We start from the raw sequence: 17,130 nt of genomic DNA on the forward strand, positions 1-17,130 counted from the left end.
TTAATTTATATATTCTTTGCTTTTCTATCTTCAAAAACTTCTGTAGCTACTGTTAAAATTGTATTCAATCCACTCGGAAACCCTGAATAAATAATCATTTGCATCATAGCTTCAACAATCTCTTCTTCAGTCCATCCAACGTTTAGTGCTCCATTTATATAAAATTTCAGTTGCTCAATATTACCCATAGCTGTTAAGCCAGCAACAGTGGCCAGAAGGCGTGACTTCAAATCTAAGCCTGGCCTAGAAAAAATTTGTCCATAATTAAATGAAACAGCCAATGTCCCCAAATCCGGAGCAATTGAATCTTTAAAGCTATCTACAATACTTTCATAATTCTCACTGTCTATTTGTTTTAAAATATTTAAACCTTTTTCGAAGTTTTCATCTTTTTTTATCATTATTGTCCTCTCCTTTGTGACACTTTTGCTTCTGTATTTATTTTTTTCTTCAAACCAAAAGCTGAAGTAAATGCAACAATGATCATAATTAAACCAACAAAACATACTCCGCCCCATTTATAGTGACTCCAAGCGAGAGTACCTAAATAAGAGCCCAGTGCTCCTCCTAAAAAAGTAGATACCATATAAATGCCATTTAATCGACTTCGTATTTCCTCAGGAAGTAGGAAAATTTGGGCTTGACAAGCAACCTGGTTGGCTTGTGTTCCCATGGTAATAAAGAGGCTACCGATAACAATAGCTATTAAAGAGGTATTCCCTATAGTAAAGAGCATAAAAGAAATGAAACCAAGCAACATACATAAAATGTTTGCAAATGTTGCTCCTTTGTGGTCAATGATTCGTCCAATGATAGGGGTAGCAAAAGCTCCTCCTATCCCCACTAAACCAATTGTTCCTGCTACACTGCTTGAATAATGAAATGGGGAATGACTTAAACGGAAAACTAACGTTGTCCAAAACAAACTAAATGCCCCGAACATCATAGCTTGACTTACGCAGGCTCTCCTTAATATTTTTTCTCTAAGAAAAAGTGGCCAAAGTGATTGAAGTAACTCACCATATTTCATAGATTGAATCCCTTTACTTTTAGGTAAGTGCATTTTTATCAGTAAAATGATCACAAGTGTACATCCAAATGAGATCCAATACATCGATCGCCAACCCAAATAATTATTCACCACACCACTAATAAAACGGGCACCTAATATTCCACAAACTAATCCTATGGCGACATTACCTAATACCTTTCCACGCTCCTTATCGATAGAGAAACTAGCAGCTAATGGCACGATAATTTGCGGCACAATAGTAAAGAAACCTAAAAATAAGTTAGCCATGATCAACCAAATAAAATTTGGTGACAGCGCAGAAGCAACAAGACTTAGACAGACAAACATTAATAACGATAAAATCATTTTTCGTCTTTCAAATAGATCCCCTAACGGCACAAGAGTTAAATTACCTATCGCATAACCAACTTGTGATAGAGTCGCTACTATACCTATTTCTGTTGATGAAATACGAAAAGTTTCTGCCATGCTTAATAATAAATTTTGATTAAGATATACATTGGAAACAGTGAAGCCGCACGTGATGGCCATTAACAGCACGGTACGTCTTGATATTGATCTTTTTTGTTCCATTCCCTCACCTCACTTTCTGAATTAAGATTATAAAAAAAACGCCCCTATTCATAGGAGCGTAGTTATACTGGTACAAAAAGTACCCCTGTAATATTTAAATTAAACTAACTTACTTAATAGCTAGTACCGGAACTTAAATGACTGGAGAAAAAAATATACATTTTATATTTCATCATAACAAGATAAATAGGAAGTGTTTATAAAGATTGATTAATAGGTTGATATAACCTTTCAGTTCCCTTTTCATTAATTGGGAGCAACCTTCAAAATAGCGATAGGTTATGTAAGGGCTTGCCACGACTGTTTGAATCCAAAGTTTGTGGCGTGATATCAAACTTGAAATATTTTAGGCATCTAGTTGACTAACCGAAAACCTTATATTTTATAGTCAATCTGTAGTAAAGATAAAGCACCACATAGGCAAGTGAGTAGCTAACTAACGTCCAGCCGATGTTCCAATCATTTCGATAAATGACTTTTCCAAACAAAACACCGATTAATTCCATAATTGTGGTAATAACAATAAATAAAAAGAACATGACGGTTTTGTTGTATTTTCTATAATGTACAAAGAAAATAAAAAGACAGCCTAGAATAGGATATACCGACCACATAAGGGATAGCTGCTAATGAAATTTCTGTGAATCTCACATCCAGTCTCCAAAAGAAGTTAAAACCAAACTGGTTGATAAGTAAACTAATAGCCATTACAGCGGGAACAAAAGTCAATAGTAACTTTATTTTATTTCTGAAAATAAAGCCTGCAATAATCCATGGAATGACAAATCCAGCTAATATATGAAATAACAAGAGAATGTCCCTCATTTTTTCCTATTTCATTAATTAGTCATTTTTATCCATAACGAGGAAGTTTTATACAAGGTAAGTGAATAAGACTAAGTCATATGGCGTAATAAAAAAATTAGATAAGTAGGTTATCAAGGTACCAACCTATTGAATCAACAACCTACACTTCAAATCGAGAACTATGAATAAAGTTTCATATTTTTAATTTCATCGTCTTGAAATCTTCAATATATTTCTGAAATCTATCAGCATTGATAGGCTTACTCCAATAGAAACCTTGACCCTCATGACAATTCTGTTGCTTTAAATAGTCCAGTTGTTCCTTTGTTTCGATTCCTTCAGCAATAACCCTATGATTTAGATGTTCTCCCATGCTTATGATTGTATTTACGATCACTTTTCCATCTAAATCCAACTCTTTGATAAAAGATTTATCAATCTTTAGAGTATCTATTGGAAGTTGTTTTAAATAACTCAAAGATGAATATCCTGTTCCAAAATCATCAATGGAGATGCCTATTTTATGCGATTTTAAATCTCTTAGAATTTTTTCAGATTCCTTCATATCCAATATCGTTCCCTCAGTTATTTCAATTTCTAAATAAGCTGGATCAAGCCTGGCCTCATCAAGAATTTTTTCTAAATTTTTCACAAATGATGTGTCCTTAAACTGAATTGGAGAGACATTGACGCATATTCTCTTTAATTTAATTCCTTGAATGAGCCATGATTTCATTTGACAACACACTTTTTGTAATACCCAGTTGCCTATTTCCGTGATTAGATCAAATTCTTCTAACAAAGGAATAAACTCTGATGGCGGTACATGTCCCAAAATAGGACTTTCCCAACGTAGCAAGGCCTCAGCTGCACTAATTGTATTATGAGTTAAATTAATAATTGGTTGATAGACAATATGAAACTGATTATTCCTCAAAGCATTTCTAAGCTCATTTTCTATTTTGTAATAACGTTCTAATTCATTGTTTTGATTAGGAGTATTGAAACAATAAGAATTACCTATTTGTTTTTTTGCATGATACATAGCGATATCAGCTTGTTTTATTAAAGTGTCTACCAATCCATCGATATTTGTTTGTTCAGAGTCAATACGCCCCAAGCTTATGCCAATACTGACCGATACTCCAATTTGTTTTTTCTCAAAAACCAGAAAGGGAGCTGAAATATTGTCTATTAGTTTTTCAATGACTACGATGACATTTTCTTTGACCATCACGTTATCAAGAATGATGATAAACTCGTCACCACCTTGCCGTACAATGAGATCGTCTTCTCGAAGACACTTCTTAATACGATTCGCAAATTTCTCTAATAAGGAATCTCCAATGTTATGACCATATTTATCGTTAATTGATTTGAATCTATCAATATCTAGAAATAAAACAGCCATGTTTTTGGTTTTAACATTTTTAAGATTGCCAACCCACTTTTTTAGCATGTTTCGATTAGGTAAAGTGGTAAGCGGATCATAAAAAGCCATGACTTCAATGTTTTTCTCATAAACTTTAAGTGATGTTATATCGTGTCTTATTGCTATATATTGATACGGTTTGCCGTTATCTTTTAAAAATGGAACAATGGTTGTATCGACCCAATAGTAACTCCCATCTTTGGCCTTATTCTTAATCTCACCTTTCCAAACATGGCCAGTTCCAATGGTACGCCACATGTCTTTAAAAAAGGATTTATCATGGTAACCTGAATTTATAATACTATGTTTACTGCCTTCTAATTCTTCTTTACTGTACTTAGATATTTCACAAAACTTCTTGTTAGCAAATCGTATAACCCCTTTGTTATCTGTTATGGCAACAATGGACGATTCATTTAAGGCTATCTCAAGATCTCTCAACTTTTTTTGAGCTTCACCTAGTTGTTTTATATAATTCACTCATATCACCCTTGACATCCTGTTTTATATAATGAATACTGCATCCTATTATTGTGACTATAATCACACCTTGTTTTTAAAAACTAACATATTTTATATTTCAAGGATGTGATAGATGTCACCCATAATATATCTTATAAAATATTGTTCAAAAGATGATACAGCGAAGAAATTAATTCACAACTAATGCCCGTTTTCCCATGCCGTTGTATATTTGGATAAACTTACTTTTTGATACTTTTACATTCTTTCCACTTACTTTCGTTGATTCACTATCATTAAAATAAACATATTTACTATCTACACCAGTCACAACAACGCAATGTAATGGACGTGGAGCTAGGATTGTTTTTCCTTTAGGTGTTTTCCAAGTACGTTTTGTAGGTAATTCATGCGTAATGGTAAACCAAACAAGGGTTGGTTTTCGTTTTTTTACATAACCTTCGATCACACTGAAGTCTTTACCATATAAAGCCATTCCGCCTTTGCGATATTTATCAAGAACTTTTTTAAGGGGATTTGGATTAATTGTAAATCCAGTCCCGTATGGGTCTCCAACAAATCCAATTTCAGGATCTCCCCATATTTTAATTGAACCATCACGGTTCCTTTTCAGAGGAGTTCTATCTCGCGGCATTTGATTTGCCAATGTTGTTTTGCTCACATTTCTTCCATAATAACTTAATGCCATAGCCAGTGCAGTTACTTCACAACCAGAAGGTAATTGAGGTCGCTGTCTTATTAATGGTACATTTAATGGTTTGGTGGTTGATGTAGATGGAGAACTTTTTACCGTCGATACTTTGACATAACTTCCACTTACATAGCCTGTTTTTCCACTAAAATTTATTTTGTACCAACCATTGGACAATTTTTGCTTCACTGATAATGACTGTCCTTTTTTAATTCTTCCAATGACCGGGTATTTTGTACCTGCTCCTTTTCGTACGTTTAAGGATGTGGCAGAGACGGTATATTTTGTTATACTCGTTGTCGTAGCAATGGCCGAATTAACTCCTGTAAACCCAGTTATACTAACAGAAACAAGTACCATAGTAATAGCCCATTTTGCAAAAAACGATTTCGCGTGAAATAGCTTTTTCTCATTAATAGATATTATATTTTTTTCTTTTTTGTCCACTTTTTTGCTCCTTAAATGAGATAGATTGAACTATTTTATAATTTTAATAGTTTGACAATATATGTAAGCTCGTCATCATAGTTTATTAGATTTGTTGTTAAATGATTTAACAACTACAAATATTTGATTATAGTAATACTTAACTTCTGTGACTTCTAAATTAGACTGTTTCAATAACGCTAGAGTATCCCGATTCAAATGGCAACCATCACATAGTTTTTTCCATAGCGGTGTTAGTAAATCCTGCGTTTTTCTTAGAAAAGGTTGTTCGACTCTAACATGTTCGAAAAACAGCACTTTCGCTCCTGGTTTACTGACCCGTTCTATTTCCTGTATAGCCTTGACTGGATTTGGAATCGTACAAAATACCAACGTTGCTAATACCGTATCAAACGTATCATCAGCAAAGGGGAGAGATTCCGCACGGGCATTGGATAGCTGTATTGGAACCCTGGCTCTTTCTAGACGACGGAGGGACTTCTCTCTCATGATTGAATTTGGCTCGATTGCATCTACACGTATCGCATTTCTGTAGTAAGGAAAATTAATTCCTGTGCCTGAACCCACCTCTAGTACCCTACCATTCGCTTCTTTCCCCAGCTTCGTTCGAATTTTTTTAAACCCTGATCGTTCAATTGGCCTCATGGCTATATCATAGATTCTTGGGAACCACTTTCCCATGGACTTCACCTCTATTTAAAATCAAAACGATTAAGACTATAAGTTGAATTTTCTCAGCTTCTTCCATTTGATATAACTGGTTTAATTTTATTACAAACAGCCAGTTTATTAAAGTGCGTGTTCAAAGAGGTGGGAAATTAGAAGCAAGAAGGAGAAGAGCTGGCAGTTTTCTTTGGACCAGCATTCCATATGATGTGGTAGATTCAGGCGCCAACGTGAGAGATTTTAGCTAGAGATCTTTTTGTATCCATTCCATGAGGACCGAAAAAACAAGCGGGAGCCGAGGGTTCATTTGGCGACTTTTTGAACACGCACTTAAAATAATTTTTTCTTTTTTCTATACAAACAAAAACAGCTCTGTGCAATAGAAAAGTAAACAGAGCTGTTTTAGATAAAATATTAAGTAGATTCTGGTTAAGCATTTAGTGCCTTTTTGTAAAAGTCAATCGCTTCACTTGCAAAAACCCGTTTTATGTTGTTAGACACTTGCTTCATTCGATAAATTTCGCGTGGTGACAGTAGACTGCGCCAAACAAAATTCAGGCCAATACTATATTTAACGCAGAGGCTGCTTTAGGCCAGCCAACATAAAAGGCCATATGTGTTATCAAAGCGATAATTTCCTTTTCATTAATTCCATTCTTTTCAGCTAATCGTATATGGAATGATAGTTGTTCAGTATTGCCAATACTAATTAGAGCAGATAGTGTACTTAAACTCCTTTCTCTGGATGTTAAAGTAGGATCTCTCCATACTTTTTCGAACAATATGTTTTCACTGTAATCAACAAAATCGGGAGCCATTTCTCTCATTTTTTTTGGTATATTGGATTCGATACGATCATTCACTATTCTTTTCCCTCCATCATATTAACCATTTGTGCTACTCCTTGACCAAATGACCAGTTTTCAGCAGATGTCTCGTTTAGTGTAATAAAAATATCAGTTGTAGAGATGTTTAAATGGTTAGAAATAGCTTTTGATATGGATTGATACAAGTTCTTTTTCTGATTTACTGTCCTTCCTGGCCCACAAGTAATAGAAACATGCATCATGTTTTCTGTTCTCTTTTTATCTCTTTCTATTAGGTAATACGGATCATAAAAAAATTGATTAGATAGGTAGGGAAAAAACATTTGAAAGTAATCATTTTCAGGAACTTCAAAATGTTCAATCAACGAATGATGAATACTTTTGCTCACCTTCTCTAATTCTTCTTTATTCGATAGACCTTCAGGATAATAAACGTTAACAAACGGCATATACTCTCATTCCCTTTCTTGTTGTTCGTTTTTATGATTAATGGCTATTGTGAAACATGTAAAACCTCATATACTGTAAGGTGATCTACTGAGTCAATTTTTGGCTTTTCTTGATAAAAACTAAATTGGCTATAACCCCATTTATCTGGGTTATAAATTAATAAATTCCCCAAACATTTTTCTGTATTTTTTACATATTGATTAATGGAATTAAACGGCGTTTTAATTAATGATTTACTCTCAGGAATATTTCCTGCATATTCAACAACATATCTACTTTTGTTAAAATCTTTTTCTAAGTTAATAGATAAAGGAACACCGATATTAATTTGTTGCCATCCAAAGGATTCTAAAATATTGTCATAAAAACCATCAAAGATAAATTTGTTCATTCCTTGATAGTTATTCCAAAGATATAACGGTGCATAGGAATTATATAAATTTTCATATTTCTCTGCCTCAGTGATTAAATACGCTTTAAAATTAAGACCTGGAAAACCATCCGTTTTATGACCATTATCTTGCACCCTTTTTCTAATAATCCCCATATCATAATTTTTTGGCAAAATAACTTTATATTGCATTCCAACCATATTTATCACTCACTTTCAATATTATATAAATGATCATAATGCGGGATTTAAACAATGTAAAATAGGTATAAGTTATGAATGATATCATTTATAATGATATTCAATAAGGGGTTGAAATGAATGGAAATGAATGATCTTATCATATTTAAAACTGTAGTGAATGAAGGTTCAATCAGTAAAGCCGCAAAAGAACTAGGTTATGTGCAACCAAATATAACTGAAAGAATTAAAAAACTAGAACAAGAGTTAGAAACACCGCTATTGCATAGATATAACAAAGGTATTTCACTATTACCATCGGGTGATATTTTGTTAGATTATACTAATAAAATACTAAATCTAGTAGAAGAAGCAAAAAATGAAATTAAAATGAGTGGCAATACTTATCGAATAGGGACGTCACAATCTATTTTGTCAAATTATTTAAGTAACCGTATCAATGAAAATTTCAGGAATTACCAAATATATATGGAAAGTAGTAATCATCTGCAACAACTATTAAAGAAACAAAGAGTTGACATGGTCTTAACTTATAGTCATTATTCCGATCCAGCGTTTCAAAAAGTCTTTAGTACTACAATTTCTATGGGTTTACTAAAAGCAAAAGGAAAATCTAATATTGACTATTCAAAGGAGTTCTTTTTTGTTAGCCATGATAAACAATGTCCCTTTAGAAATTATACAATTGAATTCATGAAGGAAAATTCTCTCTCTAAAAAACAACTTCAGCAGCTAGATTCTTATTCACTTATTGAGGAATTCATTGCTCAGGGAAAGGGTTTAGCTTTTTTACCTATAAACAATGATAAATTAGAAAATATTGAGGAAGTACAAAAAGAAAAAATAACGATTAATTTTTTTACAATTCGTGAATCAGAAAAAAAGATTCCAAGCGAATTATTTGATTGATAATGTAATTTTTAAATTAAGTTGATTAAAATCTCATAAATCCTTATTCTACTGCTCATAAAACGAATCCATTTTGAAAAAAGATTGATCAAAATCGATTCATTTCTTTTTAAATTAAACCTATATGCATAGTTCTTTTTGGTTGGTGAATATGGAGTGATTTTTAAGGAAAAAGAACTTGTGAATTAAAGGATAAAATCAGAAAATCACTGACTAAGTGAACCATTCTTTAGCTAACGATCATTATTCTATTAATCTACTAAAAATAGGGAACGAGACTCTAGTCTCGTCCCTTTTTTAGGTTTATGGTAGAAAAGAGTTAGATTATTTGTTTTTTTCTGAATCAAGCTAATAATAATGGGGAGGGTACAACTTGAATAGACTGTTACAAAATATTATAGCCATTTCACTTTCAGCATTTTTGATTTTAACGCCAGTTCTATCTATTGCAGCCCATGCTAATGGACCAGGTTTTATGATTGAAGGTGATCATACGTATATTATTAGTACAGCGAATGATTTTTCTAAAGGAACCGGTCAGAATATTTCCATACATCAGAGACCGAGCGACGGAGCAATAACCTTGGAAAAGTTACGAGGTAAATATGCTACTGACGGCGTGTATGTATCTCCTGAAATTTCAACTAATAAATTTGATTATATGATTGCATCTTGGAACAGTGACACGCCAACGGGAACATATGTCGAGATTCAGGCACGTGCCTTAATCAGTCATTATAACGCTGATAACCAATGGGTACAGGATTGGTCAACTTGGCGATCGTGGGGAAAATGGGGCACCAATATAGCCCGCGCCAGCGTATCTGATATGTCTGATCCATTAGCCTATGTAGATGTCGACACGTTCACCGTTCGGGGTAGCCAGGGAGAAAATGCAAACAAATTCCAAATAAAAGCGATTTTGCACAGCGATAATCCGCGTGTTTCACCTAGTATACGTCTTCTTTCTGCATCCACTGAACTTGGTTGGAACACGACTAGTAAGCATCCGAGTAAAATCTTGTTAAATAAGGATATTGATACACCAGCCTATTCGCAAATGATTCGCGATCCAAAGATTGCTGATTCCATTTGCAGTCCGACAACAATAACCATGGCGATGAATCGTATGGGTGAAAACTTGTTATTGGAAGAAACAGCCTATCGAGATTATGACTACGAGTATGATGGATTTGGTAACTGGGCATTTAGTTCGGCACTCGCCGGCAGTTACGGATACAGATCATATTCCGTATTTACCGATATTGATGGATTGAAAAAAGAAATTGAGAAAGGATATCCTGTCGCAGTCAGCGTTAAGTACACAAATAATCCGTTGAACACAAAGCTACCTTATGTGGAGGGGGCTCCTGGCACAACAGGTGGTCATTTAATCTTAGTGAGAGGGTTTAAAACGATTGGTACCCAAGATTATGTGATCGTCAACGATTCATTTGCCCCATCGGATGATACTGCAGTTCGGCAGTATAAGATTGATCAATTCCAGAAAGCATGGGCGAACGGTGTTGCTTACATCGTGCATAGTAAAGAAAAAGGTGCTGGTTACGCCGCTGCAAAACGAGTTCAGGCTGCTTTGCTACCGACAGATCATGATAATGTATATGCGCTATACGTTGGCAATAAGAAAATCACCATTCCGACTCACTTTACTGCAAATATCAGTCCACTGACTGAACAATCTGGAACTTTAGCTTATACTATTTCGGATGGGGAGAAATATGATACAGATGCTCATAGGAAATTCTTTTATACTCATGAAACAGCGGATGGCAATATCGAGTTAAATGTGAGACAGTTGGAAAATGGCTTAAATGGAAAGCATGCGAAACTGACTCTTTATGTTCTTGGGACAGAAGGTCATAATTATGTTGCTACATTAGAATTGAATAAGAAAAACGATTGAATCATGGTCAATAATAACTTGACCTGCAGAGCTTCTCTCAACTATTAAGTTGGGAGAAGTTATTTTTTGGTACATTTTATTTAAAAACCTTTTTTACTTTATTCGATAAATTTCGAGTGGTTCGGGTGGTGACAGGCATTATATTGTGCCCATCGACTTCCATCATACACTCCTTTTCCCTCATATTTCTCATCTTCGTTTGTCACCTTTTTGAACACGCACTATAAGGGACTCAGTTCCCTTTTTATTTATCCTTGTTTCTTCTAATTTTATTGAATACGAACACTAAACAGATAAAAAGAAAAATAAAAATAATGAATTTCATTTTTCATTCACCTCTAAATTTAAATTATAGTGCGTGTTTAATTTGAATTGGTATCAAGACTCCAAAGAAAATGGAAATCATGGCCATAATGAATCATATAAAGGAGTGATTTCCATGTCTAAACAAAAACGAATACAACCAAAGAAATCAATTTACCACTAATGCTCTTTTTCCCATCGCATTATATATTTGAATAAATTCATTTTTAGGCACTCTTACGTTCTGTCCACTTACTTTCGTCGATTCACAATCATTAAAGTAAACATATTTGCGATCAACACCTGTTACAACAATGCAATGTAGCGGGCGTGGAGCGAAAATGATCTTTCCGTTAGGTGTTTCCCATGTCCGTTTTATAGGCATTTCATGCGTAATCGTAAACCAAATAAGTGTAGGTTTTTTGTTTTTTACATAACCTTCAATCACATTAAAGTCTTTGCCATACAAAGCTAGACCGCCTTGACGGTAATTATCCAGTACTTTTTTTAACGGATTGGGATTAATGGTGATGCCATTATCATATGGATCTCCAACAAATCCAACTTCTGGATCTCCCCATATTTTAATGGTTCCATCTTGGTTTCTCTTTACAGGTGTATTGTCTCGAGGCATTTGATTGGCTAATGTCGTTTTGTTTACATCTATACCATAATATCTTAATGCCATGGCTAACGCTGTGACTTCACAACCTGATGGTAATTCAGGTCTCTGCTTGATTAATGGAACATTTAGTAGTTTAGTAGATGACAAACTTTTAACTCGACTTTTAACTGCTAAACAAATGAAAATTAAGGTCATTGCACTAGCAAATTTTGCAAAAATCGATTTCGTTTGGAATGGCTGTTTGATCATTCTTCGTTTAACTCCCATCTATAAGAAATTAACAAACTCTAGATATATTTATATAACAAAAATGACTCTGTATTGTAAAAGTACGACAACAAAGTCATTTTTGTAAAAATACTTATGTAAATCTAGTTGAAAAAGGGGTTATATAACACTTGAAATATAGAATAAATTATCCTTCTTGACCGTTTGTAAAAATCTGAAAGCTAACACCAAACTTATCTATTACACCACCATAAGCCGGGCTGAAAAACGTTTCTTGTAGCTCCATTGTTACTTCACCATCTTGCTTTAGTGTCTCAAAGATCTGTCTAGACTTTTCAGCGTCATCAGTGGATATACAAATCGTCACTTGGTTTCCGCTTGTAATAGGCTGACCAGGAAATGTATCAGAAAACATCAGTTCTGTTTCGCCGACTTTTATTGAAGCGTGAGAGATCCGGTTCTTCGCATCCTCAGGTATTGGATACTCTGGAATTTCAGGCATTTCTCCAAATGACTGGGTAAAAAGCACTTCGGCATTTAATGCTTTTTTGTAAAAGTCAATGGCTTCACTTGCATTTCCATTCATAACTAAATACGGAATCAATTTCAATGTCATACATCTCATCTCCTATTTATTAATTTGTTTAAGACTAAAAGTGTTACTACCAATTAATGTTTGTCTTATGATGTATAACTGTATTATTACCATAATTGAATAAAACCACAAGAAATATCGATCGTATTCATCAGTACATGATTAACCATCAAAATTCTACAGTAAGAAATAGTGGTCAACTTTATCAATAATATAAAAGATGGTTTCAAAGGAAATCCATTCCATAATTCTAGAGACCAATCTTAGTTTGACTAATTTATTTTCTCATCGAATATATTAATCATGTAATCCTTTCCCATCAAGAATTTGTTTCGTATATTTTTCAACCCTTGACTCTCGAGTTTTGGCTTGTTTAGCTTGAGAAAAATACAAAATGTATGCTCTTTGCCGTCCCGGTGTCAATGCTTCAAAAGCCGTTTTCAAGGCAGGGATTTCATCGAATTTATTTTGCAATTCTTCAGGAATGATGAATTCAGTGTGCTTTTTGAAATTCACTTCCAAACCGGCTTTTTCAACGCCAATCGCTTCATAAATATAGTCTTTTATGATCGTTTCCATCTCTACTATTTCTTGAACATGGGTGAACCGAATCTGACGCGCCGCCTGCACATTCTCCGTCTGTTGGATAAGAATCCTTTGGGTATCCTTTAACAAGGCACCTTTGTGAAACAGAAGCGCACAGTATTCTTTAAATCCATGTATTAATACGATATTTTTATTCTCATATGTATAACAAGGGTGCATCCACTTAAATTCTTCAGTCAGTTCGCAGTCAAGAATAATATGTCTTAACTTCTCGTATTCTTCCTTCCACTTGTTAGCTTTACTTAGAAATTCATCTACCTTAGGATTCAATTGACTCTTTGTCATCTAGGAGCACCCCTCTTTCAATTCGATCAGCTGAGAGTCAAGAATGAGCTAACTAATGTTTCATTTTAGCTTTATTATATCTGAGACTTACTTTACTCTTTGTCTTAATGACATTTTAACGGAATACACTAGTCCTGTAAAACGCTCATTTTTTTACTGAATTTGATAAAGATCACCTGAATAGATGAAAACATCTTGATCATTGGTTTTATTTTCATGTGTAGAGTTATACCAATTTTACAAAATTAACGTGCCACGCTATGAAACTATTGGGAAATTGCTCATAGCCTTCAAATGAAACTAGTTCATTGCCCTTTATTCCTATCTTATCAAGTAAGGGCTTCGTACATTGGATTAACATTCATTTCACCTTAGCATTCGCCATTTATTAATTACAATAAGCTACGTCCAAGTAAAAAACATTATATTTATAATCCTTCCTTTAAATCTTCAAGCCTCTCTTTTATGGCTTCAATATCCATTTGATCCTTGGCGATTGCTAAACCTTTTTCGTATAGTTCTTGCGCTTTATGATAATCCTTCTTATGTTCAAAAAAGAACAGATCTCCCCACCCGATATAGCCCCAAGGATTGTCCGGAAAATCTTGCACTAACTTCTCAAACCCAGACTCAGCTTTCCCATATTGATCTAACTTAGCGTAAGAATCCGCAATGGCACGCCGCATATTATGAATAATTAGCTCACTTTCTTTAGGAAAATAGTTACAAAACTCGCGACAATAATTTATTCTTTTTTCAAAATAAACAGGATCATTCAAACCCGCATTATGAAGTTCAGCTTCTAGGTCCTGGCAAAAATCCCGAATAAAAAAACTGCCCTTATAGTGCTTGTCAAGATAATCCAAGTTTTGGAATTTAGGTTCAATCCTATCCTTTATTGCCTTCCATACTTTCAACCATGTATCACATGCAGATATAGAATCATTTTGATCTGCATACTCAATACCACTATCAATCAAGTCATTCATTTGTTCCATAGATAGTTTTTTTGATGGAGCCAATCTCTCCCATAAAATCCAGGCCGCCAGCCAAGGGAAATCTTCATCTCTTCCCTTTGCAGTAACAGAATATTGATGGAACCAGTTTTCCGAAAGATCTTCAGCAGAGTAGAACTTTTCGACATCTTTTAAAAATGTTTCCTGTTTAAATGGAATACCAAATCTCCATAACTGGTGAATGATTTCGGCGGTACTCAGTTCGTTTACCCCTTCATATGTAAGCAAGTGATTAAAGGGATTTCTTAAAGTTTCTTTCACATTCAATTGTTTATCTTTGTCCATACAGCATTTTTTATATTTTTTACCACTTCCGCACGGGCACAAATCATTTCTTCCAATTTTAAGCATATTTTTTCTCCCCTTAATCTGTCACTAATTTAACTTTCATTTCATCAATCACAATCAGAATCACAAGAAGAGACTGCCATTTTACTTTGTAAATAATTATTTCCTTGCTTTTATCCTTTAGACATCATTAACTTGGTATTTCTTCATTAAAACCTTAGCTTCTATGATACCCGCTTCAGTTAAATAGACAGATTTAGATCTAATACTTCCACGAATAAAATCCTCGTCAGTAAGTTCATTTAAGACATCAAACGGATAGCCCTTCCAGCTTCTTCTCATTTCTTCATACAGTTCATCCTCTTTCCATGATGTTAAATATACCAATAACAAAGTATGTTCCTTAATCTTTTCCTCCATTTCCATCCACACCTTTTCTCCATAAGTGTTCCCTTAGCTTATTTGGATATGAGTAATTTACAATGTGTTAGGAAAAATCCCCTGAATATTTTCAAAAACATCGGTATTGATAGACACTAGTACGGTTTACTAGTTACTTACAAAAGTCCTGTTTTGCCGCTGGGCCAATTGCCTTTTAATTATTACTCTTGTTAAGTAAAAATAAAGTCCTGCTACGCCTCTTTTCTCAAAATTTTTCTGTATGAGGTTGTTCAAAAAGTCAACAAATGATAAGCTACGAATCTCGGCGCCCGCTCGTTTTTCCGGTCCTCATGTAGTAAAAACCTACATTCCGGTCCTCAAAACAGCGCCGCCTTGATCTTCTTGCTACTAATTTGTCACCTTTTTGAACATACACTGTATGAATTACTCATATTCACAAATTTTGACGCGTTTCTTCTGCCACAAATTTATTTATTATGATAATAAAGTCATGGCACAGGGAACAGGAATTAAGGTCAAGGGAACCCACTTTTTCCCTTCATTTTTCACACTTTCAACCTCCAACCTGTCCCCTTTTTATATTTCGGGTGGTGATTGGCACCACCCTCATTAGATTATGGGATAGGTTTGTACGTAACGAGGATTAGTATAATAGGGCGGTCTAGGTCCTATTAACGGCATTGACCAAGTGTAAGGGTTGTTATTATAGAGCATCTCTACTTTTTCATCAGAAAAATTCACTAGTAATAATTTGACTTCAGGACTATATTGAAACAAGCGAATAACCTCCTCTTAAATTTACCTAATACACCTTATTCAGCTACTTCTAATAAAGAGCAAGTACTTCTTTCATCCGCTTTAAACAATTTGGATTGGAACATGCACTAGGTGCGCCCATGTAACATAATCTAAAACGGTATTTTCTATTACTGCAAGGAGGTCTCCAATGCAACAGAATGAGCAAAAAAATCAGAAGAAAATCACCGATGGAAATTATCCATTATATCCAAATTACGGGGTAATAACTCGCTATGAGGAAATTCCGATAAATGTCCCTGAACAACGTCAACTTCGACAACCGGGCGTGGAAAAACAGATGGTTCCCCGGCCTATTATTGAAAATCCAGAGTACAGGGGAAGCGGCAAATTAACAGGGAAAGTCGCCCTCGTCACAGGTGGGGACAGCGGTATCGGAGCAGCTGTAGCGATTGCGTTTGCTAAAGAAGGCGCTAGTGTTGCTATCTCCTACTTGGATGAACATGAAGATGCAAACAGAACAAAAGCACGGATCGAACAACTCGGCCAGCGTTGCATTTTATTGCCAGGTGATGTCCGAGACAAAACTCAATGTATCTCCATTGTGGAACAAACGATCCAATCATTCGGACGATTGGATATCCTTGTTAACCATGTGGGTATCCAGTTCCAGCAACCAAGTTTACTCGATATCACTGACGAACAATTCGAAGACACCTTTAAAGTTAATATCTATTCTCATTTTTACACAACTAGAGCGGCGCTTCCCTATTTGAAACCAGGTAGCTCAATTATTAATACATCTTCGGTTGTGGCTTTTAAAGGTCCTGCACAATTGATTGATTATACATCAACGAAGGCAGCGATTATTGGCTTTACTCGTGCTTTAAGCAATAATCTTATAGATAAGGGAATTCGGGTCAATGCTGTAGCACCAGGATCAACCTGGACTCCGCTTCAGCCGTCAACATATTCTGCAGATCAGGTCGCTATATTAGGTTCCGGTAATCCGATGCAGAGAATGGCCCAACCATTTGAGCTTGCGCCAGCGTATGTCTATCTTGCCTCTGATGATTCCAGATTTGTTACTGGCCAAACCATTCATGTTAATGGTGGAGAGCTGACATCATCATAAGAAACTAGTCAAATCAGTAAGATTAGTTAATCTTGATGCTTGATTCCATTAAATAAG

The 17,130-nt window shown here is 34.8% G+C and carries 18 protein-coding genes; 3 read left to right on the forward strand and 15 right to left on the reverse strand.

Annotated features, from left to right (window positions below; translation table 11 throughout):
* Positions 1 to 5: 5 nt before the first annotated feature.
* The 9 genes from FG390_RS10450 to FG390_RS10490 all read right to left on the reverse strand — a co-directional run bounded on the left by FG390_RS10450 (position 6) and on the right by FG390_RS10490 (position 8,001).
* Positions 6 to 401, reverse strand: a complete 396-nt coding sequence (locus tag FG390_RS10450) for a carboxymuconolactone decarboxylase family protein (protein ID WP_141190982.1) — start codon at positions 399 to 401, stop codon at positions 6 to 8.
* Positions 401 to 1,606 (reverse strand): MFS transporter, encoded by a 1,206-nt coding sequence (locus FG390_RS10455; RefSeq protein ID WP_141190983.1) that lies wholly within the window; start codon positions 1,604 to 1,606, stop codon positions 401 to 403. Before FG390_RS10455 ends, FG390_RS10450 begins: the two co-directional genes overlap by 1 nt.
* A 558-nt stretch (positions 1,607 to 2,164) precedes the next feature.
* Positions 2,165 to 2,416, reverse strand: a complete 252-nt coding sequence (locus FG390_RS10460; protein WP_141190984.1) for a hypothetical protein — start codon at positions 2,414 to 2,416, stop codon at positions 2,165 to 2,167.
* A 190-nt stretch (positions 2,417 to 2,606) separates the two neighbouring features.
* Positions 2,607 to 4,325, reverse strand: a complete 1,719-nt coding sequence (locus FG390_RS10465; protein ID WP_141190985.1) for a sensor domain-containing protein — start codon at positions 4,323 to 4,325, stop codon at positions 2,607 to 2,609.
* 172 nt (positions 4,326 to 4,497) lie between these two features.
* A complete protein-coding gene (locus FG390_RS10470) occupies positions 4,498 to 5,466 on the reverse strand; it encodes a C39 family peptidase (protein ID WP_246092836.1) in 969 nt (322 codons plus the stop codon).
* 75 nt (positions 5,467 to 5,541) lie between these two features.
* Complete coding sequence (locus FG390_RS10475) at positions 5,542 to 6,147, reverse strand: class I SAM-dependent methyltransferase (protein WP_141190986.1); 606 nt, start codon at positions 6,145 to 6,147, stop codon at positions 5,542 to 5,544.
* 539 nt (positions 6,148 to 6,686) lie between these two features.
* Entirely contained in the window at positions 6,687 to 6,995 is a 309-nt protein-coding gene (locus FG390_RS10480; protein WP_141190987.1) for a carboxymuconolactone decarboxylase family protein, read from the reverse strand.
* A complete protein-coding gene (locus FG390_RS10485; RefSeq protein ID WP_141190988.1) occupies positions 6,995 to 7,408 on the reverse strand; it encodes a tautomerase family protein in 414 nt (137 codons plus the stop codon). The genes FG390_RS10480 and FG390_RS10485 overlap by 1 nt, the downstream gene beginning before the upstream one ends.
* A 44-nt stretch (positions 7,409 to 7,452) precedes the next feature.
* Entirely contained in the window at positions 7,453 to 8,001 is a 549-nt protein-coding gene (locus FG390_RS10490) for a DUF4865 family protein (RefSeq protein WP_141190989.1), read from the reverse strand.
* Positions 8,002 to 8,121: 120 nt separating this feature from the next.
* Between FG390_RS10490 and FG390_RS10495 the strand changes: the two genes are divergently transcribed.
* Positions 8,122 to 8,910 (forward strand): LysR family transcriptional regulator, encoded by a 789-nt coding sequence (locus tag FG390_RS10495; protein ID WP_141190990.1) that lies wholly within the window; start codon positions 8,122 to 8,124, stop codon positions 8,908 to 8,910.
* Between the two features lie 373 nt (positions 8,911 to 9,283).
* Entirely contained in the window at positions 9,284 to 10,834 is a 1,551-nt protein-coding gene (locus tag FG390_RS10500) for a C39 family peptidase (RefSeq protein ID WP_230459058.1), read from the forward strand.
* Positions 10,835 to 11,306: 472 nt separating this feature from the next.
* Here FG390_RS10500 and FG390_RS10505 read toward each other — a convergent pair whose 3' ends face one another.
* From FG390_RS10505 to FG390_RS15790, 6 genes are all read right to left on the reverse strand, one after another.
* Positions 11,307 to 12,011, reverse strand: coding sequence for a C39 family peptidase (locus FG390_RS10505; RefSeq protein ID WP_230459057.1), 705 nt, complete (start codon positions 12,009 to 12,011; stop codon positions 11,307 to 11,309).
* Between the two features lie 166 nt (positions 12,012 to 12,177).
* On the reverse strand, positions 12,178 to 12,606 hold the full coding sequence (locus FG390_RS10510) for a VOC family protein (protein WP_141190991.1): 429 nt from the start codon (positions 12,604 to 12,606) through the stop codon (positions 12,178 to 12,180).
* Positions 12,607 to 12,882: 276 nt separating this feature from the next.
* The gene (locus FG390_RS10515; protein ID WP_141190992.1) at positions 12,883 to 13,476 is read right to left on the reverse strand and encodes a YdeI/OmpD-associated family protein; all 594 of its coding nucleotides are present in this window, start codon (positions 13,474 to 13,476) and stop codon (positions 12,883 to 12,885) included.
* Between the two features lie 428 nt (positions 13,477 to 13,904).
* On the reverse strand, positions 13,905 to 14,843 hold the full coding sequence (locus FG390_RS10520; RefSeq protein WP_141190993.1) for a tetratricopeptide repeat protein: 939 nt from the start codon (positions 14,841 to 14,843) through the stop codon (positions 13,905 to 13,907).
* 117 nt (positions 14,844 to 14,960) lie between these two features.
* Positions 14,961 to 15,200, reverse strand: a complete 240-nt coding sequence (locus tag FG390_RS10525) for a DUF6429 family protein (protein WP_155218728.1) — start codon at positions 15,198 to 15,200, stop codon at positions 14,961 to 14,963.
* 591 nt (positions 15,201 to 15,791) lie between these two features.
* Positions 15,792 to 15,959 (reverse strand): hypothetical protein, encoded by a 168-nt coding sequence (locus FG390_RS15790; protein WP_181406463.1) that lies wholly within the window; start codon positions 15,957 to 15,959, stop codon positions 15,792 to 15,794.
* Between the two features lie 169 nt (positions 15,960 to 16,128).
* Here FG390_RS15790 and FG390_RS10530 point away from each other — a divergent pair, with 169 nt between their 5' ends.
* Positions 16,129 to 17,073, forward strand: a complete 945-nt coding sequence (locus FG390_RS10530) for an SDR family oxidoreductase (protein WP_141190995.1) — start codon at positions 16,129 to 16,131, stop codon at positions 17,071 to 17,073.
* The last annotated feature ends 57 nt before the right edge of the window (positions 17,074 to 17,130 follow it).

Source organism: Terrilactibacillus laevilacticus (assembly GCF_006517395.1).
GTDB lineage: Bacteria > Bacillota > Bacilli > Bacillales > Sporolactobacillaceae > Terrilactibacillus > Terrilactibacillus laevilacticus.